Raw genomic sequence first — 21,045 nt, 5'->3', positions numbered from 1 at the left:
AATCCCCTCCTGGCCTACTCGGGACTTGCCAGCAGCAAGGGCAGCACCTGTGCCGATGGCATGGCGATCATCTGGTCGGCCACCGAGTCCAGCTCGCTGGCATGGGGGTTGATGATGACCACGCGCGCCCGGTTGCGCCGTGCGATCTTGGCCAGACCTGCTGCCGGGTAGACTGCGCCCGACGTGCCGATCACCAGCATCAGCTGACATTGCTCTGCCGCCTGCTCTGCCCTGGCCCAGGTCTGGCTCGGCAGAGACTCGCCAAACCACACGACGGCAGGCCGCAGCAAATTGCCGCAGGCGGCGCAATGAGGCGGCTCGCCCGGGACAGCCTGCTCCATGTCGCAGGACGCACAACGGCGATTCAGCCAGCGATTCCTGCTCAGCTCCCCATGCAGGCTCAGCACACCTTCACTGCCCGCCTGCTGGTGCAGACCATCCACATTCTGCGTGATGAGTGTCATTCGACCCGGATGCTGTCGCGCCCAACGCGCCAGCGCCAGGTGCCCCTCATTGGGAGTCACCTTGGCAACCAGCGCACGTCGGTGCTCGTACCAGCGCCAGACATGAGCCGGATCGCGGCGATACCCCAACTCGCTGGCCATTTCCTCGGGCTTGAACTGGGACCAATACCCGTTTGCATCCTCTCTGAAAGTGGGCACTCCCGACTCGGCGCTGACACCGGCCCCGGTCAGCACGGCCAGTCGCTGCGCCTCCCCCAGCCAGCGACGCACGCAGGCAATCGCACCCAAGGACGTCGAAGAATTGTCAATAAGTGCTTGAACCAAGGCTATAACCTCATAAATCGAGTTGCAACGTGGAATACTTGAATTTCTCTGCGGAGCTTCTTCTTTGCCTGATATTGCACCACACCAGCATATGAACGAATCGGGCCAATTGTTCGCACTTCAGCAAGCCATGACGCCTGCAGCATTGGCATGGGGTCTTGTTGATGTCCAGACATTGGAACTGCGCTTTGCCAATCCTGCATTGCAGCGCCTTCTGCAGCCCAGTCACCAGGCACCCGGCATTCCCGCGCGCGAGATTCTGGAAACAGCCAGGCTGGCTATCAGGCAGTGCGTGGAGACAGGCCTGGAAGCGACTGCAAACTTGCCCGATCACCCCGGACTCTGGCATTTTTCGCCGATTCAGGGCAATGGCGCGGCAGAAGCGGTGCAATGCTATGTATTGCCGACCGAAACCTCGTTTCGTGAACCCGATGACGAGCTCGGGCTAGGGCATGTCAACCGCTTTGAGGACTTTCTGGACCACCTGCCCTACCAGGTCTGGATTGCAACACCCCATGGAGAGGTGACCTGGCTCAACCGGGCCCTGCATGAATACGCCTACCGGGAAGTACGCCCCCTGAGCCTGCGCGAAGGCATATGGATTGATATCGTGCATCCCGACGATCTGGCGACCGTCAACACCGGGCTGTCGCGCGCCCTGATCACCGAAAAGCCGACGGGATACCGGCTGCGCATCAAGCGCCATGACGGACAGTTCCACTGGTTTTTCTCGTCGCTGTCTCCCGTCAAGAATGCGCAGGGCAGAATTCTCTACTGGGTCGGCGCCAACCTGGGCATAGACAGCGTCCGGCAATCCGAGAATCAGTTGCGCGACCAGATCACCACGCTGAGCCACCAGCTGAGACTCAAGCAGCAGGCGCTGGATCAGGCCGAAACCTACCTCGCCCAAGCCCAGAAAATGGGCATGGTGAACCAGTTGTCTGCCGGTGTCGCGCATGACATGAAGAACCTGCTTTTCATCACCGGCCTGCATGCCGGCATGCTGGAGAAGCAGCTGGGTGAGCCCGAGCAGCTCGAACATGTGGATGTGATACTCAACACCATTCAGAAAGCAGGCAGCCTGGCATCGCATCTGACGGGATTCAGCAGTCGCAAATCCATGCAGCTGGCTGCCGCCGACCCCCGCGCACTGGTGCAGGATCTGGAGCCTCTGCTGAGCAAGGCCGTCGGCCAGAACGCTGAACTGCAGCTGCATATGGCGTCCAGCATCTGGCCCATCAGCGTGGACAAGCTGTATTTCGAGAACTCGCTGATCAATCTCTGCATCAATGCTCGTGATGCCACCGAAGAGCAGGGCCAGATCACGCTGACAGCGGAGAACGTGCTGCTCAAGCGTGCCAGCCATGCGGGCGACTACGTGATGATCAGCGTAGCCGACAACGGCATGGGCATGAGTGAGGAGATCAAGGCCCGCATCTTCGACATGTTCTTCACCACCAAGCCCGAAGGCAAGGGCGCGGGCCTGGGCCTGCCCATGGTCAAGAACTTCATGGACCATGTCCAGGGCCTGATCGAAGTGGAAAGCACTCCAGGCCTGGGAACCATCGTGAGCCTGTACTTTCCGCGCGCACAACCGGTCGTGCCGCAGAGCCCGCAAGCCTCGGCCCCAGTGGGCCGGCAGGAAACGATTTTGCTCATCGAGCCCGATCTGGCCACGCGCAATGCCATGGCCCAGGTACTCTACGGACTTGGTTATCAGGTCGTGACCGCATATTTACCCGAAGTCGCGCTGCGCTATATCAACAGCGGCATGAAGGTGGATCTCATCATTGCCGCCGATGAGTTTTCCGGTGCCTTGAGCATCGCAAAAATGCAGGAAAAGCTGGCCCGGGAGCATGTTCTCATTCCGCTCATCCTCATGACCAGCAGCGAAGAGGCCGAAGTGCCGCATGCCCAGGAATGCCGCTACGTGGTGCTGAGCAAGCCCATGGAGATTGGCGAGCTGGCACGCACCGTGCAGCGCATGCTGCATCCGGACTTCACGACGCCAGCCGATCTGCCGGCCGTCTGAGAACGATTCAGCCGCCCGCAAAAAAGGCGCCACTGCTCTCGCAGTCGCGCCTTGTTTTCGCTTTCAGCGGCCGGGCCAGCCGGCTCAGGCCTTGATCGCAACGGCTGCGGCCAGGCGCTGGCGCAAAGCCTCATAAAGACACACACCGCTGGCCACGGACACATTCAGACTCTCCACCGCGCCCTGCATGGGAATACTGACCAGCGCATCGCAGGTCTTGCGGGTCAGCTGGCGCATGCCATCGCCCTCGGCCCCCAGCACCAGTGCCGTCGGTCCGGTCAGATCCATCTGGTAGAGATGTTTGTCGGCATCGCCGCTGGTACCGATGATCCAGATGCCGCGCTCCTTGAGTTCCTTGAGCGTGCGCGCCAGATTGGTGACCATGAAGTAAGGCACGGTCTCGGCCGCGCCGCTGGCCACCTTGGCCACGGTGGCGTTGATGCCGGCCGCGTGGTCCTTGGGAGCGATCACGGCATGCACACCGGCGCCGTCGGCTACACGCAGGCAGGCCCCCAGGTTGTGCGGATCGGTCACACCATCGAGCACCAACAGCAGCGGGGCCTTCACCCCCTCCTCCTCCAGATCGTCGAGCAGCTCGTCGAGCGTGCGCGTGTCCTTGACTTCTTCCACGCGTGCAGCCACGCCCTGATGGCCGTGAGAGCCGGCGAGCTTGGCAAGGCGCAGGGCATCGGCCTCGATCAGACGCACCCCGGCTTCCTTGGCGCGTTCCAGAAACTGGCGCATGCGCGCATCGCGGCGCGAAGCCTCGAAATAGACTTCGATGATGGATTGGGGGGCGGTCTTCAGACGCACGCCTACGGCGTGAAAGCCGAAAAGAACTTTGGGGGACGACATGGGGCCACATTATCCCGGCGTTTACGGCAGACCTGAGACTCGCAGGGCCATGTCTGGGCTGAGAGCTGAGGTTTTCCATTGCCGCTACACTGCGCCCCCAACGGGCAAGGCACCGGTTCATCAAGCAGCACCAGCATGGTTTTTTCCGAGTGCGAGTCTTCACATGAAGCTCCACTGCCACCCAGAACGACTGGCAACAGGCTTGTGCCTGCTGCCCCTGCATTCATACATATAGCCTCTTCATGTCCGGCATGAGGAGGCTTACGTGTTTGTATCTCCCTCCCATCCCATAACGAATACCCAGCATGCTCAACGCCTTGCTCGATTGGTTCAACCGCAGCAGCCTGGTGCTGCAGATTCTGATTGCCCTGATTCTGGGCGGCCTGGTGGCCTGGCTATGGCCGGCCGCCGCCCAGTCGGTCTCCCTGTTGGGCAGCTTGTTCATTGCCGCGCTCAAGGCTGTCGCTCCGGTTCTGGTGCTGCTGCTGGTCATGGCGGCCGTCAGCAGCCACCGCCCCGGCCAGGAAACGCAAATCAAGCCCGTGCTCTGGCTGTACGTCATCGGCACGCTGGCGGCGGCCTGCGTGGCCGTTGCAGCCAGCGCGCTCTTTCCCTCGGTGATTCACTTTCGTGAAGCGCCCAAAGTCCAGAGCGTGCCCGGCGAGATCAGCCAGGTGCTGAGCACCGTCGTCCAAAGCCTGTTCGACAACCCCGTCAATGCATTGCTGAACGCCAACTACATCGGCATTCTGGCCTGGGCTATCGCGCTGGGCTTGGCACTACGCCACGCCACGCCCACCACCCGCACCATGGTGGAGGACTTTGGCCATGCCATCACCCGCGTGATTCAAGGCGTGATTCGCCTGGCCCCCTTCGGCATCTTCGGCCTGGTGGTCGCCACCTTCTCCTCCGGCGGGCTGGAAGCACTCAAGGACTACGCTCATCTGCTGGCCGTGCTGGTCGGCTGCATGGTGTTTGTGGCATTGGTGATCAACCCAGTCATTGTCTGGACACAGACTCGCCGCAACCCCTACCCGCTGGTGCTGACCTGCCTGCGCGAAAGCGCAGTGACCGCCTTCTTCACGCGCAGCTCGGGAGCCAACATTCCCGTCAATCTGGCCTTGGCCCAGAAGCTCAGGCTCGACGAGAACACCTACAGCATCTCCATCCCGCTGGGCGCCACCATCAATATGGCCGGCGCTGCCGTCACCATCAGCGTGCTGACACTGGCCGCTGCCCATACGCTCAATATCTCGGTGGACATTCCCACGGCCATACTGCTGTGCGTGGTCTCTGCGGTCTGTGCCTGCGGTGCCTCGGGCGTACCCGGTGGCTCGCTGCTGCTGATTCCGCTGGCCTGCAGCCTGTTCAACATTCCCAACGATGTGGCCATGCAGGTGGTGGGTGTCGGCTATGTGATCGGCGTGATTCAGGATTCGACCGAGACAGCCCTCAATTCCTCGACCGACGTGCTGTTTACCGCGGCAGCCTGCCGCGCCGCAGAGCGCAGGGCCGGGCTGGAAGTCGCGCGCATCTGAGGCTTGAACTCAGAATCTACTGATTTGATAGCTGCAAGCGCTTATTTGATAAGCGCCAGATCCCCAAAAAGGCCTGTGATCACACAGGCCTTTTGGTTTTTCAGACAGAGCGCCCGGCTTCTATGGTGATGCTTCGATCACATTGCGCCGCAATCTCGCGGTCATGCGTCACCAGAATCAGAGTCGTGCCGCGCTCGCGGTTGAGCGCAAACATCAGCTCCATGATGGTCTGGCCCGTGGCGAAGTCCAGGCTGCCGGTGGGCTCGTCGGCCAGCAGCACGGCCGGCTCAACCACAAAAGCACGCGCCAGGGCCACGCGCTGCTGCTCGCCGCCCGACATCAGCCTGGGATAGTGATTGAGACGCTGGCCCAGGCCCACGCGCTCCAGCATCTGCGAAGCTCGCGCTCTCGCATCGCGCTGACCTGCCAGCTCCAGCGGCAGCATGACGTTTTCCAGCGCCGTGAGATTGCCCAGCAACTGAAAGCTCTGGAAGACAAAGCCCATCTTCTGTGCCCGCACCGCCGCCCTGTCGTCCTCGCTGAGTGCAAACAGATCCTGGCCCAGCAAGCGGACCGTGCCGCGACTGGGGGTATCGAGGCCGGCCAGAATCGACAGCAAAGTGCTTTTACCCGAGCCGGAGGCCCCCACAATGGCAACGGTTTCGCCGGCCGTGAAACTCAGATTGATATCCCGCAAAATATCCAGCACGCCTGTGGAATCGCTCACCGATTTGGACAGTTGCTCAACGGCAATCAAAGGAATGGCAAGAGTTGTGGACATGAATCAATTGGATAGCAAAAACGTCAAGAGTCGCAACCAGCACTTTGCACTGCAGCGCCGTCACTGTATCGCTGTTGCTCTGTCGCTCGCCATTTCAGGGGCTTGCGGTGCGGCAGTGGCCTCATCGCCCGCCAGGAACAAGGAGCCGGCCAAGGCCGCTCCCGGCGCGAAACCCGGCCCGGTGCTGGTGCTTGGCGATTCTCTGAGCGCCGAATACGGCCTGACGCGCGGCAAGGGCTGGGTGCAGTTGCTGCAGCAGCGCATGAATGACGAAAAGAATCCGCGCAAGGTGGTCAATGCCAGCATCAGCGGCGAGACCACGGCCGGCGGCAGAGCGCGCCTGGCGTCGCTGCTCAGGCAGCATGAGCCGGGCATCCTGATTCTGGAGCTGGGCGGCAACGACGCATTGCGCGGCCTGGCGCTGCAGAGCACTCAGCAGAATCTGGAAGTCATGATCAAGGCCGCCAGGGAGGCCGGGGCCCAGGTGCTGCTGGTGGGCATGCAGGTACCGCCCAACTATGGAGCGACATATACCGAGCAATTTGCCGAGATGTTCAGGAGCATTGCCGACGCGCAAAAACTGCCGCTGGTGCCGTTTCTGCTGTCGGGCATCGGCGATGCTGCGAACGCCGAGCAGTGGTTTCAGAGCGACCGCATTCACCCCAATGCCCAGGCCCAGCCCCAGATGCTGGCCAATGTCTGGCCCAAGCTCAGGCCATTGCTGAAATAAGTGACGGCCGCGCGGCCTCAGTCGCCGCTGCCTCCGCCATCACCGCCAGAGTCGCCGCCGTCCGGACTGCAGGCACTCTCGTTGCTGCCCGAGCCGCAAAAATAGCTGTCGTTGAAGACGTCGCGGCCGTCCTCGCGGCTGCTCGCCGAAGTCCAGGTCAGCTGCGAATCGGTGCTGTGGCCCGAAGCGCCTGGCTGGGGCGTGAAGACTTTTTTCAACCAGTTCCAGAACTCCATGACATCCCCCCTCATTGCACCTTAAGCAGGGTTCTCCTTGCTTTCGGCGCGGACGCTGGCTTTATAGGCATGCCAGCTGGTGCAACCCAGCAGCGGCCCGATGACGATCAGACCTGCACTGTAGAAGAGCAGCGAGACCGCGATCAACACGGTGATGATCAGCCCCCACAGCAGCATCACACCCGTATTGGCCCCTACCACGCGCATGCTGGTGATGCAGGCCGTCAAGGCATCGGTATCCAGATCGAGAATGGCGGGCAGTGAAACCACCATGCTGGCAAACACCAAGGCAGCAAATATCCCGCCAACCGCGGCGTAGCCCAGCAGGAACTCCCAGTTCTCGGGCCGCAGCAGGGTCTGCAGCAGGGTTGCCGTACTGGGCATGCCGGTATCGAACGAAATGGCGAACACCACCATGGCGGCGCGCCCCCAGAGCATCTCCAGCACCATCAGCACCATGACCAGCATGCCCATGCTGGCCAGATGCTTGTCCCAGCAGGTCAACGACTCCGACAGCAGCACGGGCTTGCCCTGCTCCAGTTGCTTGCTGACGTAGTACAGGCCCATGGCCAGGAAGGGGCCTACCAGCAGACAGCCGCTGGCCATGGACATCAGATATTCGGGGCTGGAGCGAAACACCCAGGCCATCAGACGCGCCATGCCCCAGAAACACAGGCCGTAGAACAGCGCAATCATTGGAGCGCGCCGCACATCGCTAAGGCCCAGCAGCAGCCATTGCCAAGGCTCGCTCCAGCGCAGTTGCAGAATCTGCAGATTGCCGGACTCGGCCTTGACCTCGGAAACAGGGGAAGCTTGCATGCGAGACCCTCCTTGTCGCCCGTACCGCGCCTCGGTGGCGGCAGCTGACAGGAACAAGTTACCCGCTCAACCTCGAATCTGCATTGCGGAAAGCCCGCATGCCGGCCTCCGCGTTTTCACTATGAAAACAAGAGCTTATAGCGCCCAGCCTTTATTGACTTCAGTCAATAAAAACATTGAAATCGCTTCTCAACAAGCGCTGCCAGCTCCTATTTAAATAGCTTCAACCAAAGGCCCTGAGCAGGGCCTGGGCCAGGTCGGCCTGCAGATCGCTAGTATCCTCAAGGCCGATGGCAAAGCGCACCACGGTGCCCGCCTTGATATGGGGTGTGGCACGGCTGCGCATCTCGGGCAGCTCATAGGGCACGACCAGACTCACAGGCCCACCCCAGCTGTAGCCCAGCTTGAACAGGCGCAGGCTGTCGCAGAAGCGATCGACGGCCGCCTGGTCGAAGCGCTCGTCGATGACCACGCTGAACAGACCGGCGGCCACGCCATCCCGGCCCAGCCCTTGTCCGCACAGCTGCTTCCAGCAAGCATGGCCCGGGGCATCAGGCATGGCGGGGTGCAGCACCTGCGCCACGGCACTCTGGGCAGCCAGCCACTGCGCCAGCTGGCGTGCCGAGCGATCCTGCGCGTGATAGCGCAGGCCGATGCTGGGCAGGCTGCGCAGCACGGCTTCGGCGTCGTTGCCGCTCACGCCCAGACCCAGGCGCATGTGCGCGAGCTTGATGCGCATATGCAGGGGCTGGTTGCGCGTGATGATGCTGCCCATCAGCACATCACCGCCGCCGCTGGGGTATTTGGTCAGGGCATGGACCGTGACATCGACGCCCAGGCTGCCATCGCCCAGCAGGTCGAAGGGACGGAAAGCCAGACCCGCGCCCCAGGTGTTGTCCAGCACCATGGTCACGCCCCTGGCCCGGCACAGGCGCACCTGCTCGACGAGATTCGGGAACTCCATGGTTACCGAGCCCGGAGCTTCCAGCCAGACCAGCTTGGTGGCCGGCGTGATCTTGGCTGCCAGGTCTTCGACGCACATGGGGTCGTAGTACTGATGGCGAATGCCGAAATGAGCCAGCTCGCCCTCGGTCAGCGTCTTGTTGGGACCGTATACGTTGTCGGGCACCAGCACCTCGTCGCCCGTCCTGAGCAGCGCCAGCGACACCGTGGCAATCGCGGCCAGGCCGCTGGGTACCAGCAGGCATTGCAGACCACCTTCCAGCGATGCCAGACGTTCTTCCAGGGCATAGGTCGTTGGCGTGCCATGCAGACCGTAGGTGTAGCTGCTCTTGTCCAGCCAGCGGCGCTCGCGCATGGCCTGCACATTCTCGAAGTACACGGTCGAGGCCTTGTGCACGGCAAGCTGAGGGCCTTCGAAGTCCGCCGGTGGCTTGTAGGGATGATGGATCAGATGGGTGGATAGCTTGTGGTCGGCTTGGGTCATGCCCTGATCTTAGTGCCATGCAGCCACAAAAAAGCCAGAGGGCTTGCGCGCTCTGGCTTCATGCGAGGTGGCGACCTAGGGGGATCAGCCAGCCTTCACGGTCAGATTGTTGTTGACCGAGGTCACGCCCTTGGCAGCCTTGGCGATCTCGCCGGCCTGGGTCTTGACGGCTTCGCTGGGCACGGTGCCAGTCAGGGTCACTGCGCCGCCCTTGGTGTCCACATTGATCTGCAGAGCGCTGATTTCCGGGGCCTTGATCAAATCGGTCTTGACGGCAGCGGTAATGCCGGCGTCATCGAGGGCAGCACCCGCCTTGGCAGCGCCTTCTTCCATCTTGTTGCCAGCCTTTTCCATGGCGGCACCGGTAGCTTCACCAGCCTTGGCCAATGCATCGGCAGCTGCATCGCCGGCCTTGGCCGTACCTTCTTCAATCTTGCTGCCAGCATTTTCCGCAGCCTTCTCGGTCTGGGAAATGGCGGAATCGAGCTTCTGGCCAGCGGTCTTGTTGTCGTCGGACTTGCCGCAGGCAGCCAAGCCAAAGGCCAAGGCGGTAATGGCCAGAACTTGAGCGGAACGCTTGAACATAGTGGTCATATCGATTTCTCCCTTAATGCTTGCAAAAACATGACGGTCAACTGTAACGAACCACCATTTTGGCTCGGATACGAACTTTTCCCGCATCCCTGTAGGACAAATTTGTCCGAATTTGTGACATTTGATTAATAAGTGTTTTCTTCTGTGATTTACAGAAACTCTATGCAAGCCATGCGCTAATCCGCAACCTCTTGCATGCGCGGATGGCGCACAAATGCCAAGCCCAGCAGGGTAGCCAACAGCATGACAAAGCAGGCAAACAGGCTCACGGCCAGCTTGATGCTCCAGTGGTCGGCAATCCAGCCCACTGCCATCATGGGCAGCATGGAGCCAAGCAAACCGATGGTCTGATAGGTAGACAACATGCCTGCCCGGTTGTCGGGTCTGGCAAGACGGCCCACCATGGTCATGCCGGCCAGCATGCACATGCCATGCCCCAGTGCCGTCAAACACACGCCCAAGATGAACAGCAGCGTCGAGCGCATCTGCAGATTCAGCAACAGCATGCCGTTGCTGAGCACCAGCAGCGCCATGCCGGCAAAACCGCAGCGGTGCAGCGGCAGGCTGGCAGCCACCAGTTGAATGCCTGCAGAGACAAGCAAAATCACCGCAATGGCCGTACCGCTGACCACCGGGCCGCTCCAGGGAATCATCTGCTGTAGAAACAGCGGCGCCATGCAGGCATACAGCCCGAATACGCCAAACGCCACGAACGGGTAGCCACAGGTCAGTGCAAAGGCCAGGGAATCCTCGTGCACAGGCCAGGTCAGCCGCGGCAGACAGTCCCGCCAGTGCAGGCGACCCGGGGCCTGCCCCAGTTGGCCCGCACCCCGCTGCACCGACTCCGGCAACTTGAGCGTGACAACGCCCGCCACACCGATGCAGCCCAGCACCAGCGGCACCAGATAGGCCGTCGTCAAGGGCTGAGGCAGCCACTGCCCCGCCACGCCACCGATCAAGGGCCCCAGACCAAAGCCCAGCACATTGAGAAAGCTGGCCACCATGGCCACGCGCTGCGGCTGCAGACCGGTGCTTGCGCTGGAAGCCAGCAGTGTCAGCCCCGTGGTGGCGCTGATGGTGATGAGGCTTGATGACACCCCCACCATGAAGCGCCCGACGATCAGGCTGGGCAGATTCCAGGCCAGCATGGAGATCAGGGTGCCTGCCAGCGTCAGGCACAGGAAACACAGCATCACGCGCTGAAAGCCGATGCGGTCGGGCAGACGCCCCAGAAACAGCAGGGCGCACAGGCCACCGCACATATAGAGCACATAGATCAGCGAGATATCGCTGGGCCGCAACTGCCAGGCTTGCTGATAGAGCGCATACAAGGGACTGATCAGCGCCGCCCCCAGCACACCCACCACCAGGCCGAAGCCCACCCACCAGACCGAGGCCTGTGCCGTTATGGCGCCGGCCTGCCATGTATTGCTTTGCGACATTTGCTGCCTCTTGATCGGGCCGGGCCTGCGACAGGGACAGAGCGGACAGTCGTTGGTCCTGCCGCGCCGCCCGAGCGGGCCAGCCACTTGCTTGTGATGAGAACATTGTCTGCAAAGCCGCATCGGCACGCATAGGCCAAACAAAGGATACATGTCCCAAACTATTTGCTATCAAGCACAGGAAGCTCTGCTTTTTGACGATCAAAACCAGTACGTCAACGGTTCAAACACCCGTCGCTATACTTTGCGCCCTAATGACAGCAGGATTTCCCGGCATGTGCCTGAATGCTTTTTTGCGCCCCTTGGTCTGTTTGAGTCTGCTTGGCCTTGCCGCCTGCGGCAGCAATCCCCCCAGCCCCGCTGCGACTCCTGAGGCCCCCTCGACCACCGCATCAGCCCCTCCGATCAAGATCGGCCTGGCGCTGGGCGGCGGTGCGGCCAAGGGCTTTGCCCATATCGGCGTCATCAAGATGCTCGAGGCCAATGGCTTCACGCCCTCGTTCGTGGCAGGCACCAGCGCCGGCAGCGTGGTGGGTGCGCTCTATGCAAGCGGCATGAACGCATTTGAGCTGCAGGAAAAAGCCGTGGCGCTGGACGAAGCCAAGATCCGCGACCTGCAGCTGTCTGCGGGCGGCTTGGTGCTGGGCCAGAAGCTTGAGGACTATGTGAATGAACAAGTCCGCCGCAAACCGCTGGAGCAGATGGCCAAGCCTTTTGTTGCGGTTTCCACGCGCCTGGAAGACGGTGAACGCACCGTGTTCGCACGTGGCAATGTAGGCCAGGCCGTGCGTGCCTCCAGCAGCGTGCCGGGCGTGTTCCAGCCCGTCACCATCGGCAGGCACCACTATGTGGACGGCGGCATTGTCAGCCCCGTGCCGGTGGATGCCGTGCGCAATCTGGGGGCCGACATCGTGATCGCCGTGGACATCTCCAACAAGGCCAGCGGCAAGACCCCTGCCAATATGCTGGGAGCGCTCAATCAGTCGATTGCCATCATGGGTCAGAAGCTGGGCCAGGCCGAGTTGGCGCGTGCCGACATCATCATTCGTCCCAAAGTGCTGGACATCGGCCCGGCCGACTTCGCACAGCGCAGCCACGCGATTGTGGAAGGCGAGAAGGCCGCCACTGCACTGATGCCGCAGATTCGCGAACGCATCGCCCAGCTGCGCGCCGAACGCACCAAAGCCACTCAAATAGCGCAGCAGAAAGCCGCCGAAGCCAGCTATCAGGACTGCCTGAAACAGCGCTCCAGCCTTCAAAAGCTGTCCGGTATGGTGGGTATGAGCGGCAACTGCGAAAAGCCCTGAGCTGAACCTGCTCCATGAAAAAGGCCCGCTGATGCGGGCCTTTTTATTGCGCTGCGAGGCTCAGAACGCCTCCTCCTCCATCCCTGCACAGGTCATGTCGCGCGCCTTGACCACCTGTAGCCAGGCGCCGATGCGCGGCAGCTCGTAATGGAAGAAGTAGCGCTGCGCCGCCATGCTGCCGCGATGAGCAGCAATCGCCAGATCCTTGTCCATGGCCAGTACGGCCAGCGCCACATCCAGCCAGATCCAGGCCAGCACCAGGTGACCGAAAGCCTGCATATAGGGCACGGCATTGGCCAGTGCCTCCTGCGGGTTGCCCGTGGCCCAGGCTGCCTTGGTGGTTGATCCAACATCGGCCAGCGCACGCGCCAGTTGATTGGCATAGCTGCCCAGCTTCTCATGCTGCATGGCCCGCTGAATGGTGGCATTGATGCGTGCAGCCAGCAGTTGCAGGCCCTTGCCGCCATCCATGACGACCTTGCGGCCCAGCAGATCCATGGCCTGTATGCCGTGCGTGCCCTCGTGAATCATGTTCAGGCGGTTGTCGCGCCAGTACTGCTCGACCGCGAAATCGCGCGTATAGCCATAGCCGCCATGGATCTGGATGGCCAGCGAATTGGCCTCCAGGCAGAACTCGCTGGGCCAGCTCTTGGCCACCGGCGTCAGCACCTCCAGCAGCAGCCTGGCTTCTGCCGCCTGCTGTGCTTCGCCCGTGTACTGCTCGTCCACCAATCTGGCGCACAGCAGGTTCAAGGCCAGCGCACCTTCGCAATAGGCCTTCTGCGCCAGCAGCATGCGCTTGACGTCGGCATGTTCGATGATGCGCGACTGCGGCCGGCTCGCATCCTTGCCGCCCTCGCCTATGGGCCTGCCCTGTGGACGGCTTTGCGCATATTCGAGACTGGCGTGATAGCCGGCCATGCCCAGCATGGAGGCCGCCATGCCGATGGAAATGCGCGCCTCGTTCATCATGTGGAACATGCATTTGAGGCCCTCGCCGGGCTTGCCGACCAGATAGCCGATCGCACCCGCGCCGCGGCCGTCCAGACCGCCACCATGCTGACCGCGCACAGGGTATTTGCCTTCGCCGAAATTGAGCAGGGTATTGGTCGTTCCGCGCCAGCCCAGCTTGTGGTTGAGGCCTGCCAGGGCCACATCGTTGCGCTCGCCGGTCAGCCGGCCCTCGGCATCGACCAGCTTCTTGGGCACGATGAACAGCGAAATGCCCTTCACGCCGGGAATGGTCTTGCCATCGGCGCCCGGAATCTTGGCCAGCACCAGATGCACGATGTTCTCGGTCATTTCGTGGTCGCCCGAGCTGATCCACATCTTGTTGCCCTTGAGGCGATAGCGCGGCCCCAGCGCGTCACTCTCATGCTCGATGCCATCGGGTTCCGCGCGCGTGGCGATGTCCGACAGCGACGAGCCCGCCTGCGGCTCGGACAAGGCCATGGTGCCGGCCCAGCGGCCGTTGAACTCATTGGCGGCAAAGACTTTTTTCTGCCGCTCGCTGCCATGGGCCATGATGGCATTGGCATTGCCCGAGGTCAGCATGTTCGAGCCAATGCTGATCGAGGCCGCCGCGAAGAAGCAGTTGGCCGCCGCCTCCACGGTATAGGGCAGCTGCATGCCGCCCATCTCGTAGTCCTGGGCGGCGCTGAGCATGCCCGATTCGGCATAGGCCTCGCGGGCTTCGTAGGTGCATTGAGGCAGGATGACCTTCTCGCCATCGAACTGCGGCTCCTGCAAGTCCACCGTGCGGTTGAAGGGTGCGTATTTCTCGCGCGCAATGCGCTCGCAGGTATCCATCACCGCATCGAAAGTATCACGCGAATGATCGGCAAAGCGGGGGCGGCTGGTCAGGCCTTCGGCCTGCAGCCAGTCGTAGAGCAGAAAGTCAATGGTGGAACGCAGGCGCATAGATTACCTATCAAAGCAGGCTTCATCGCTTATGGACAAAGCGCTTGAAGCTATCAATTTCATATATACAGAGGAGAAAAAAGCCGCCTCCAGCCCCTACCCCAAGGTGACCAGAAGGCGGCTTGGCCCAAGCCCTGCTTACAGCACTTCAAACACGCCCGCTGCGCCCATGCCGCCGCCGATGCACATGGTCACGCAGACGCGCTTGGCACCGCGGCGCTTGCCTTCGATCAGTGCATGGCCCGTCAGGCGCTGGCCCGAGACGCCATAGGGGTGACCCACGGCAATCGCGCCGCCGTTGACATTGAGGCGGTCGGCCGGAATGCCCAGCTTGTCGCGGCAGTAGATGACCTGCACGGCAAAGGCTTCATTGAGCTCCCAGAGGTCGATGTCATTGATCGACAGACCCAGCTTCTTGAGCACCTTGGGAATGGCATAGATGGGGCCGATGCCCATTTCGTCGGGCTCGCAGCCGGCCACGGCAAAGCCCAGGAAGCGACCCAGGGGCTGCAGACCCTTGCGCGATGCATAGGCTTCGCTGACTATGGCGCAGGCTCCGGCGCCGTCGGAGAACTGGCTGGCATTGCCGGCTGTGACTACGCCGCCGGGCAGCGCGCTGCGCAGGCCGCTGATGCCTTCCTTGGTCGTTCCCTCGCGAATACCCTCATCCTTGCTGACGGTCACCTCCTTGGTGATCAGTCCGCGCACCTTGTCGGCCACGCCCATGACGGTCTTCATGGGGGCAATCTCGGCTTCGAACAGGCCGGCCGCCTGTGCCGCAGCGGCTTTCTGCTGGCTGGAGGCGCCGTACTCATCCTGGGCATCGCGGCTGATGTTGTAGCGCTTGGCCACCTGCTCGGCAGTCTGCAGCATATTCCAGTAGATCTCGGGCTTCATGGCCGTCAGTTCGGGATCGAAGGCCATATGCGGATTCAGGTGGGGCTGCACACAGGAGATGCTCTCCAGGCCGCCCGCCACCAGCACATCGTTCTCGCCCGCGATGATGCGCTGGGAGGCCAGCGCGATCGCCTGCAGTCCCGAGGAACAGAAGCGGTTGATGGTCAGCCCCGATGTCGTGACCGGCAGGCCTGCACGGATGGCAATCAGACGGGCGACGTTGCCGCCTGTCGTGCCTTCGGGCAGGGACATGCCCATGATCACATCCTCGACCTCGGCGCCCTCAATGCCTGCGCGCTCCACTGCGGCCTTGACCGCGTGGGCGCCCATGGTGGGGCCGTAAGTCATGTTGAAAGCGCCCTTCCAGCTCTTGGCCAGCGGAGTGCGCGCGGTAGAAACAATCACTGCGGATGTCATGTTCTGTCCTTTGATTCTGGGTGTTTCGTGGCAAATCGTCCGCGCCTAGCTGAACTGCTTGCCTTCGGCGGCCAGCTTGGCCAGCAACGGCGCGGGCTGCCAGAACTTGGCATCGTCATTCGGGTTCTGGGCAAAGCGGCCCATAGCCTGAACCACGTTGAACAGGCCGACCTCGCCCGCATAGTGCATGGGGCCGCCGCGCCACAGCGGAAAGCCATAACCGGTCAGATACACCATGTCGATATCGCCGGACTTGCTGGCAATACCGTCTTCCAGAATCTGAGCGCCTTCGTTGACCAGCGCATAGACCAGGCGCTGCACGATTTCCTCGTCGGAGATCTTGCGCGGCGTGATACCCAGGCTCTTGCGATGCTCGTCGATCATCTTGGCCACCACCTCCGAAGGGATGGCGTCGCGCTTGCCGGGCACATAGTCATACCAGCCCGCACCGGTCTTCTGGCCGAAGCGACCCAGCTCGCACAGACGGTCCGCACTGGCGCTGTACTTCATATCGGGCTTCTCGACATAGCGACGCTTGCGGATGGCCCAGCCAATATCGTTACCCGCCAGGTCGCCCATGCGGAACGGGCCCATGGCAAAGCCGAACTTCTCGATGGCCTTGTCCACCTGCTGTGGCGATGCACCTTCGTCCAACAGGAAGCCAGCCTGGCGCGAGTACTGCTCGATCATGCGATTGCCGATGAAGCCGTCGCAGACGCCGGAGACCACGGCCGTCTTCTTGATCTTCTTGCCTACCTTCATCACCGTGGCCAGCACATCCTTGGCCGTGGCCTTGCCGCGCACCACTTCCAGCAGCTTCATCACATTGGCGGGACTGAAGAAATGCATGCCCACCACATCCTGCGGACGCTTGGTGAAGGCGGCGATCTTGTCCACATCGAGCGTGGAAGTGTTGGATGCCAGAACCGCGCCGGGCTTGGCCACTTCATCGAGCTGCTTGAAGACCTGCTCCTTCACGCCCAGCTCCTCGAACACGGCCTCGATGATGAGGTCGGCATTCTTCAGATCGCCATAGTTGAGCGTGGTGCTGAGCAACGCCATGCGCTGCTCGTACTTCTGCTCGGAGAGCTTGCCCTTTTTGACCTGGGCCTCGTAGTTCTTGCGGATGGTCGCCACGCCGCGATCCAGGGCTTCCTGCTTGGTCTCCAGAATCGTGACGGGAATGCCCGCATTGAGGAAGTTCATGGAAATGCCGCCGCCCATGGTGCCGGCACCGATCACACCCACTGTCCGAATTTCGCGCACAGGCGTATCGCCGGGCACGTCGGGGATCTTGGAGGCGGCACGCTCGGCCATGAACAGATGACGCAGCGAACGCGACTCGGGCGTCATCATCAGCTGCATGAAGGCCTCGCGCTCGGCCACCATGCCGTCGTCGAATTTCTTGGTCGTGGCATTCTTGACGGCTTCCAGGCAGCGCAGGGGCGCAGGGAAGTTCTTGGACATGCCCTGCACCATGGTGGCGGCGAACTCGAAATAGGCCTCGCCCTGGGGATGCTTGCAGGACAGGTCGCGCACACGCGGCAGCGGGCGGACATCGGCGACTTCCAGCGCCAAGGCCTTGGCCTCGGCCAGCAGCGTCTCGGCCGAAGCAGACATCTTGCTGAACAGCTTCTGGCCGGGCAGCATGGCCAGCATTTCGCTCATCACGGTCTCGCCGCTGACAATCATATTGAGTGCGGCTTCCACACCCAGTACGCGAGGCAGGCGCTGGGTGCCGCCGGCGCCTGGCAGCAGGCCCAGCTTGACCTCGGGCAGCGCCACGGCCGTGCCGGGGGCGGCAATGCGGTAATGGCATCCCAGCGCCAGCTCCAGCCCGCCCCCCATGCAGACGCTGTGAATCGCGGCGATCACAGGCTTGGTCGACAGGTCCAGTTGCTGGATGACCGAAATCAGATGCGGCTCGCGGTAGGCATCTTCCTTGCCGAACTCTGTGATATCGGCTCCGCCCGAGAAGGCCTTGCCGGCGCCGGTAATGACGATGGCCTTGACGGCGTCATCCGCCAGAGCCTGGCGCAAACCCTCAACCACACCTCGTCTGGTGGCCAGACCCAGGCCGTTGACCGGCGGGTTGTTCAAGGTAATGACGGCGATGGCTCCGTCCACTTTGTATTCAGCAGTCATGCTGTTGTCCCCTGTTCAATAAATAGAAAAGAACGGTCGTGCGTTTTTTATTTTCCGAATTTTGCTGCGTTGCGCAACTGATGCTTGTCCTGAGCGAGACAGCTCACAGAATGAGCACACCTCATATCAGAGACATCAAGCAAGGGCCTGGGCGGCCCCACCGCCCCGCAGCCAGGATGTTGTCCCTCTCCCGCAAAGCGGCAAAGCCGCTCAAGGGGTGTGTCAGCTCAAACCTCCAGCCACTCCTTGCGAACCTTTTCGTTCGCTCTGAGGGTTTCGGGAGTTCCGTCAAAAACAATATGCCCATGGCCCATGACCAGCGCCCGGTCCGAGATATTCATGGCGATGGTCAGCTTTTGCTCGATCAGCAGCACGGACACGCCACGATCCTTGATCTTCTTGAGGTACTCTCCCACCAGTTCCACGATCTTGGGCGCCAGCCCTTCCGTGGGTTCGTCGATGATGATGAGATCCGGGTCACCCATCAGCGTGCGGCAGAGCGTGAGCATCTGCTGCTCGCCGCCCGACATCACGCCGGCCTCGGTGTGCTGACGTTCCTTGAGGCGGGGAAACATGGCATACATATCGTCAAAGCCCCAGCGACTGCCTTTGCCCTTGCCTTTCTGCCCCAGCATCAGGTTCTGATGCACGGTCAGATTGGGGAATACGTCACGACTTTCGGGCACATAGCCGATACCCAGATGGGCCACCTCGTAGGCTTTCTTGCCATGCAGGTTCTTGCCTTTCCAGTCCAGTGCCCCCTCCCAGTGCACCAGTCCCATGATGGCCTTGGCTGTGGTGGAGCGGCCCGAGCCGTTACGCCCCAGCAAGGCAACGATCTCGCCGGCATGAACCTCGAAGTCCACGCCATGCAGCACATGGCTTTTGCCGTAATAGGCGTGCAAATCATTGATCTTTAGCATGGGGACTCCTTCAGTGCGCAGAGGCCTGTTGATCGGCGACGGAGGAGCCCAGGTAGGCCTCCTGCACCCGCGCATTGGCACGCACGGCTTCGGGAGTGTCATAGGCGATGACCTCGCCATAGACCACCACGGCAATCTTGTCCGCCAGCCCGAAGACCACGCCCATGTCGTGCTCCACGGTCAGCAGCGTCTTGCCTTCGGTGACTTTCTTGATCAACTGAATGAAATGCGCGGTTTCGCTATTGCTCATGCCTGCCGTGGGTTCGTCGAGCAGGATGACGCTGGCACCGCCGCCGATGGTGATGCCGATCTCCAGAGCACGCTGCTCGGCATAGGTCAGGTTCACCGCGAGCGTGTCGCGCTTGCGATGCAGGCCGATCATCTCCATCAGCTCGTTGGCACGTTCGTTGGCATCGTGCAGATTGGAGAGAAAACGCCAGAAGCTGTAGCGGTAGCCCAGGCTCCAGAGCACGCTGCAGCGCAGGTTTTCAAACACCGAAAGCTTGGGAAAGATATTCGTGATCTGAAAGCTGCGCGACAACCCCATGCGATTGATCTCGAAAGGCTTTTTGCCGTCAATGCGCTGGCCGTGCAGCAGCACCTCGCCACTGCTGGGCTCGAAGCGGCCGCTGATCAGATTGAACAACGTGCTCTTGCCCGCACCATTGGGGCCGATGATGGCGACGCGCTCGCCCGCATTGACCGCCAGATTGGCGCCGCGAATGATTTCTGTCTTGCCGAAGCTTTTGCGCAGATCGCGCAGCTCCAGCGCATGAGCAGACTGCTGCACAGCTTGCGCAGCTGGTTGATGGATGGCGATGCTGGACATGGTTCAACCCTCCCCTTTCTTGATGCTTTCTTCGATCGCTTCCTGTATGCGGCCCCAGCGACGGGCCGTCAGTCGGCGCACGCCCTCCAGCAGGCCCAGGCCCACCACGAACACCACAATTGCCACTGTCCAGGTGGCAGCCGCACTAGTGTCCAGTTCGGTTCCCATGAACGGCACCTTGGGGCCCAGAGCCGCATTGAGCTGCATGTGATAGATCATCTCGATCAGCGAGGCGGCACCGATCACCGTCACGATGCCCGCAGCCAGAATGCCCAGATAGGGCATCAGCAGGCGCTTGAAATGGCCGAACTTGGCCACACGCAGATTCATCATGATCAGGCTGGCCACACCGCCGGGGGCATACATGACCATGAGCAGGAACACCAGGCCCAGATACAGCAGCCAGGCCTTGGTCAGCTCGGACAGCAGCACCGATGCCAGCACTAGCAGTACGGCACCGATGATGGGACCGAAGAAGAAGGTGGCACCGCCCAGAAAGGTGAACAGCAGATAGCCTCCCGAGCGCACCACGCTGACGCTGTCCATGGCCGTGATGATCTCGAAATTGATGGCCGTCAACCCGCCACCAATGCCGGCAAAAAAGCCTGCAATGATGAAAGCGAAGTAGCGCACGCGTTGGGTGTTGTAGCCCACGAACTCGACACGCTCGGGGTTGTCGCGCACGGCGTTCAGCATGCGACCCAGCGGCGTGCCGGTGAAGGCAAACATGGCAGCCGTGCAGACAAAGCAATACACGGCAATCAGGTAGTACACCTGCAGGCCCGAGCCGAAATCCAGCCCGAAGAACTTGCTGTAGACCCGGTCCGTGGTGATGCCGCCCTCGCCGCCGAAGAACTCGGGAAACATCAGCGCCATGGATGCCACCAGCTCACCTAGACCCATGGTGATCATGGCAAAGGTGGTGCCGGATTTCTTGGTCGTCACATAGCCGAAAAGCGCAGCGAAGAACATGCCCGCCAGGCCACCCACCACGGGAATCAGCACCAGCGGAATTGCCATCTCGCCTGCAGCAGCCTTGTTCATGGCATGAATGGCCAGAAACGACCCCAGGCCGGTATAGACCGCATGACCGAAACTCAGCATGCCGCCCTGCCCCAGCAGGATGTTGTAGGACAGGCAGATGATGATCAGATAGCCGATCTGGCTGAGCATGGTCAGCGCCAGCGAGCTGGTGAAGATCAGCGGTGCCACGATCAATGCCAGCGCAAACAGGCCCCATATCAGAATTCGCCCTATGTTCAAGGGCTTGAAGCGGTAATGTCCCTGGGACCGAGCTTTGTCGGCAGCAGAAGAATTCATGGATGTTTTTGCAATCGAAGACATG

The 21,045-nt window shown here is 61.5% G+C and carries 18 protein-coding genes; 4 read left to right on the top strand and 14 right to left on the bottom strand.

What is annotated here, in order from left to right:
- Window positions 1-14: 14 nt before the first annotated feature.
- Complete coding sequence (locus JAO85_RS12630) at window positions 15-788, bottom strand: NAD-dependent deacylase (protein ID WP_012838903.1); 774 nt, start codon at window positions 786-788, stop codon at window positions 15-17.
- A gap of 91 nt (window positions 789-879) precedes the next feature.
- Here JAO85_RS12630 and JAO85_RS12625 point away from each other — a divergent pair, with 91 nt between their 5' ends.
- Window positions 880-2,820: a hybrid sensor histidine kinase/response regulator gene (locus tag JAO85_RS12625; RefSeq protein WP_202788189.1), complete on the top strand. Its 1,941-nt coding sequence runs from the start codon at window positions 880-882 to the stop codon at window positions 2,818-2,820.
- Window positions 2,821-2,904: 84 nt separating this feature from the next.
- Here JAO85_RS12625 and rlmB read toward each other — a convergent pair whose 3' ends face one another.
- Entirely contained in the window at window positions 2,905-3,675 is a 771-nt protein-coding gene (rlmB, locus tag JAO85_RS12620; RefSeq protein WP_003069467.1) for a 23S rRNA (guanosine(2251)-2'-O)-methyltransferase RlmB, read from the bottom strand.
- Between the two features lie 305 nt (window positions 3,676-3,980).
- Here rlmB and sstT point away from each other — a divergent pair, with 305 nt between their 5' ends.
- Window positions 3,981-5,213 carry a serine/threonine transporter SstT gene (sstT, locus tag JAO85_RS12615; RefSeq protein ID WP_003069469.1) on the top strand — a complete coding sequence of 411 codons (1,233 nt, stop codon included), beginning with the start codon at window positions 3,981-3,983 and terminating at the stop codon, window positions 5,211-5,213.
- Window positions 5,214-5,313: 100 nt separating this feature from the next.
- Here sstT and JAO85_RS12610 read toward each other — a convergent pair whose 3' ends face one another.
- Window positions 5,314-5,994, bottom strand: a complete 681-nt coding sequence (locus tag JAO85_RS12610) for an ABC transporter ATP-binding protein (protein ID WP_003069470.1) — start codon at window positions 5,992-5,994, stop codon at window positions 5,314-5,316.
- Here JAO85_RS12610 and JAO85_RS12605 point away from each other — a divergent pair.
- Window positions 5,993-6,724 (top strand): arylesterase, encoded by a 732-nt coding sequence (locus tag JAO85_RS12605; RefSeq protein ID WP_034390740.1) that lies wholly within the window; start codon window positions 5,993-5,995, stop codon window positions 6,722-6,724. The two genes, JAO85_RS12610 and JAO85_RS12605, sit on opposite strands and share 2 nt — an antisense overlap.
- Window positions 6,725-6,741: 17 nt before the next feature.
- On the opposite strand, the gene JAO85_RS12600 is transcribed toward JAO85_RS12605, so the two are convergent.
- The 5 genes from JAO85_RS12600 to JAO85_RS12580 all read right to left on the bottom strand — a co-directional run bounded on the left by JAO85_RS12600 (window position 6,742) and on the right by JAO85_RS12580 (window position 11,262).
- The gene (locus tag JAO85_RS12600; RefSeq protein ID WP_041744213.1) at window positions 6,742-6,960 is read right to left on the bottom strand and encodes a hypothetical protein; all 219 of its coding nucleotides are present in this window, start codon (window positions 6,958-6,960) and stop codon (window positions 6,742-6,744) included.
- Window positions 6,961-6,981: 21 nt separating this feature from the next.
- Entirely contained in the window at window positions 6,982-7,779 is a 798-nt protein-coding gene (locus tag JAO85_RS12595) for a DUF2189 domain-containing protein (protein ID WP_039050567.1), read from the bottom strand.
- 223 nt (window positions 7,780-8,002) lie between these two features.
- Entirely contained in the window at window positions 8,003-9,226 is a 1,224-nt protein-coding gene (locus tag JAO85_RS12590; RefSeq protein WP_202788188.1) for a PLP-dependent transferase, read from the bottom strand.
- A gap of 84 nt (window positions 9,227-9,310) precedes the next feature.
- Window positions 9,311-9,820 (bottom strand): BON domain-containing protein, encoded by a 510-nt coding sequence (locus JAO85_RS12585; RefSeq protein ID WP_003069479.1) that lies wholly within the window; start codon window positions 9,818-9,820, stop codon window positions 9,311-9,313.
- Window positions 9,821-9,996: 176 nt separating this feature from the next.
- Window positions 9,997-11,262, bottom strand: a complete 1,266-nt coding sequence (locus JAO85_RS12580) for an MFS transporter (protein WP_202788187.1) — start codon at window positions 11,260-11,262, stop codon at window positions 9,997-9,999.
- Between the two features lie 275 nt (window positions 11,263-11,537).
- Here JAO85_RS12580 and JAO85_RS12575 point away from each other — a divergent pair, with 275 nt between their 5' ends.
- Window positions 11,538-12,569, top strand: a complete 1,032-nt coding sequence (locus tag JAO85_RS12575) for a patatin-like phospholipase family protein (RefSeq protein ID WP_039050629.1) — start codon at window positions 11,538-11,540, stop codon at window positions 12,567-12,569.
- A 60-nt stretch (window positions 12,570-12,629) separates the two neighbouring features.
- Here JAO85_RS12575 and JAO85_RS12570 read toward each other — a convergent pair whose 3' ends face one another.
- The 6 genes from JAO85_RS12570 to JAO85_RS12545 all read right to left on the bottom strand — a co-directional run bounded on the left by JAO85_RS12570 (window position 12,630) and on the right by JAO85_RS12545 (window position 21,044).
- Entirely contained in the window at window positions 12,630-14,489 is a 1,860-nt protein-coding gene (locus tag JAO85_RS12570) for an acyl-CoA dehydrogenase (protein WP_034390748.1), read from the bottom strand.
- 138 nt (window positions 14,490-14,627) lie between these two features.
- Window positions 14,628-15,803 (bottom strand): acetyl-CoA C-acyltransferase, encoded by a 1,176-nt coding sequence (locus tag JAO85_RS12565; RefSeq protein WP_012838912.1) that lies wholly within the window; start codon window positions 15,801-15,803, stop codon window positions 14,628-14,630.
- A gap of 45 nt (window positions 15,804-15,848) precedes the next feature.
- Window positions 15,849-17,948 carry a 3-hydroxyacyl-CoA dehydrogenase NAD-binding domain-containing protein gene (locus tag JAO85_RS12560; protein ID WP_202788186.1) on the bottom strand — a complete coding sequence of 700 codons (2,100 nt, stop codon included), beginning with the start codon at window positions 17,946-17,948 and terminating at the stop codon, window positions 15,849-15,851.
- Window positions 17,949-18,175: 227 nt separating this feature from the next.
- On the bottom strand, window positions 18,176-18,871 hold the full coding sequence (locus tag JAO85_RS12555) for an ABC transporter ATP-binding protein (RefSeq protein ID WP_003069489.1): 696 nt from the start codon (window positions 18,869-18,871) through the stop codon (window positions 18,176-18,178).
- A gap of 10 nt (window positions 18,872-18,881) precedes the next feature.
- Window positions 18,882-19,700, bottom strand: coding sequence for an ABC transporter ATP-binding protein (locus JAO85_RS12550; RefSeq protein WP_012838914.1), 819 nt, complete (start codon window positions 19,698-19,700; stop codon window positions 18,882-18,884).
- Window positions 19,701-19,703: 3 nt separating this feature from the next.
- Window positions 19,704-21,044, bottom strand: coding sequence for a branched-chain amino acid ABC transporter permease (locus JAO85_RS12545; protein ID WP_039050564.1), 1,341 nt, complete (start codon window positions 21,042-21,044; stop codon window positions 19,704-19,706).
- Window position 21,045 lies beyond the last annotated feature (1 nt).

The sequence above is a fragment of the Comamonas sp. NyZ500 genome, from assembly GCF_016772095.1.
Lineage (GTDB): Bacteria > Pseudomonadota > Gammaproteobacteria > Burkholderiales > Burkholderiaceae_C > Comamonas > Comamonas thiooxydans.
The sequence above is the reverse complement of the archived record's forward strand: the minus strand, read 5'-3'. Positions and strand labels throughout refer to the sequence as shown.

Bases quoted from the DNA above. Each gene is read 5' to 3' on its own strand.
- JAO85_RS12585 (WP_003069479.1), bottom strand. From the start codon at position 9,820: ATGACCACTATGTTCAAGCGTTCCGCTCAAGTTCTGGCCATTACCGCC.
- JAO85_RS12600 (WP_041744213.1), bottom strand. From the start codon at position 6,960: ATGGAGTTCTGGAACTGGTTGAAAAAAGTCTTCACGCCCCAGCCAGGC.
- JAO85_RS12610 (WP_003069470.1), bottom strand. From the start codon at position 5,994: ATGTCCACAACTCTTGCCATTCCTTTGATTGCCGTTGAGCAACTGTCC.
- JAO85_RS12605 (WP_034390740.1), top strand. From the start codon at position 5,993: ATGAATCAATTGGATAGCAAAAACGTCAAGAGTCGCAACCAGCACTTT.
- JAO85_RS12590 (WP_202788188.1), bottom strand. From the start codon at position 9,226: ATGACCCAAGCCGACCACAAGCTATCCACCCATCTGATCCATCATCCC.
- JAO85_RS12570 (WP_034390748.1), bottom strand. From the start codon at position 14,489: ATGCGCCTGCGTTCCACCATTGACTTTCTGCTCTACGACTGGCTGCAG.
- JAO85_RS12625 (WP_202788189.1), top strand. From the start codon at position 880: ATGAACGAATCGGGCCAATTGTTCGCACTTCAGCAAGCCATGACGCCT.
- JAO85_RS12550 (WP_012838914.1), bottom strand. From the start codon at position 19,700: ATGTCCAGCATCGCCATCCATCAACCAGCTGCGCAAGCTGTGCAGCAG.
- JAO85_RS12560 (WP_202788186.1), bottom strand. From the start codon at position 17,948: ATGACTGCTGAATACAAAGTGGACGGAGCCATCGCCGTCATTACCTTG.
- JAO85_RS12555 (WP_003069489.1), bottom strand. From the start codon at position 18,871: ATGCTAAAGATCAATGATTTGCACGCCTATTACGGCAAAAGCCATGTG.
- JAO85_RS12575 (WP_039050629.1), top strand. From the start codon at position 11,538: ATGTGCCTGAATGCTTTTTTGCGCCCCTTGGTCTGTTTGAGTCTGCTT.
- JAO85_RS12565 (WP_012838912.1), bottom strand. From the start codon at position 15,803: ATGACATCCGCAGTGATTGTTTCTACCGCGCGCACTCCGCTGGCCAAG.
- JAO85_RS12595 (WP_039050567.1), bottom strand. From the start codon at position 7,779: ATGCAAGCTTCCCCTGTTTCCGAGGTCAAGGCCGAGTCCGGCAATCTG.
- sstT (WP_003069469.1), top strand. From the start codon at position 3,981: ATGCTCAACGCCTTGCTCGATTGGTTCAACCGCAGCAGCCTGGTGCTG.
- JAO85_RS12580 (WP_202788187.1), bottom strand. From the start codon at position 11,262: ATGTCGCAAAGCAATACATGGCAGGCCGGCGCCATAACGGCACAGGCC.
- rlmB (WP_003069467.1), bottom strand. From the start codon at position 3,675: ATGTCGTCCCCCAAAGTTCTTTTCGGCTTTCACGCCGTAGGCGTGCGT.
- JAO85_RS12545 (WP_039050564.1), bottom strand. From the start codon at position 21,044: ATGTCTTCGATTGCAAAAACATCCATGAATTCTTCTGCTGCCGACAAA.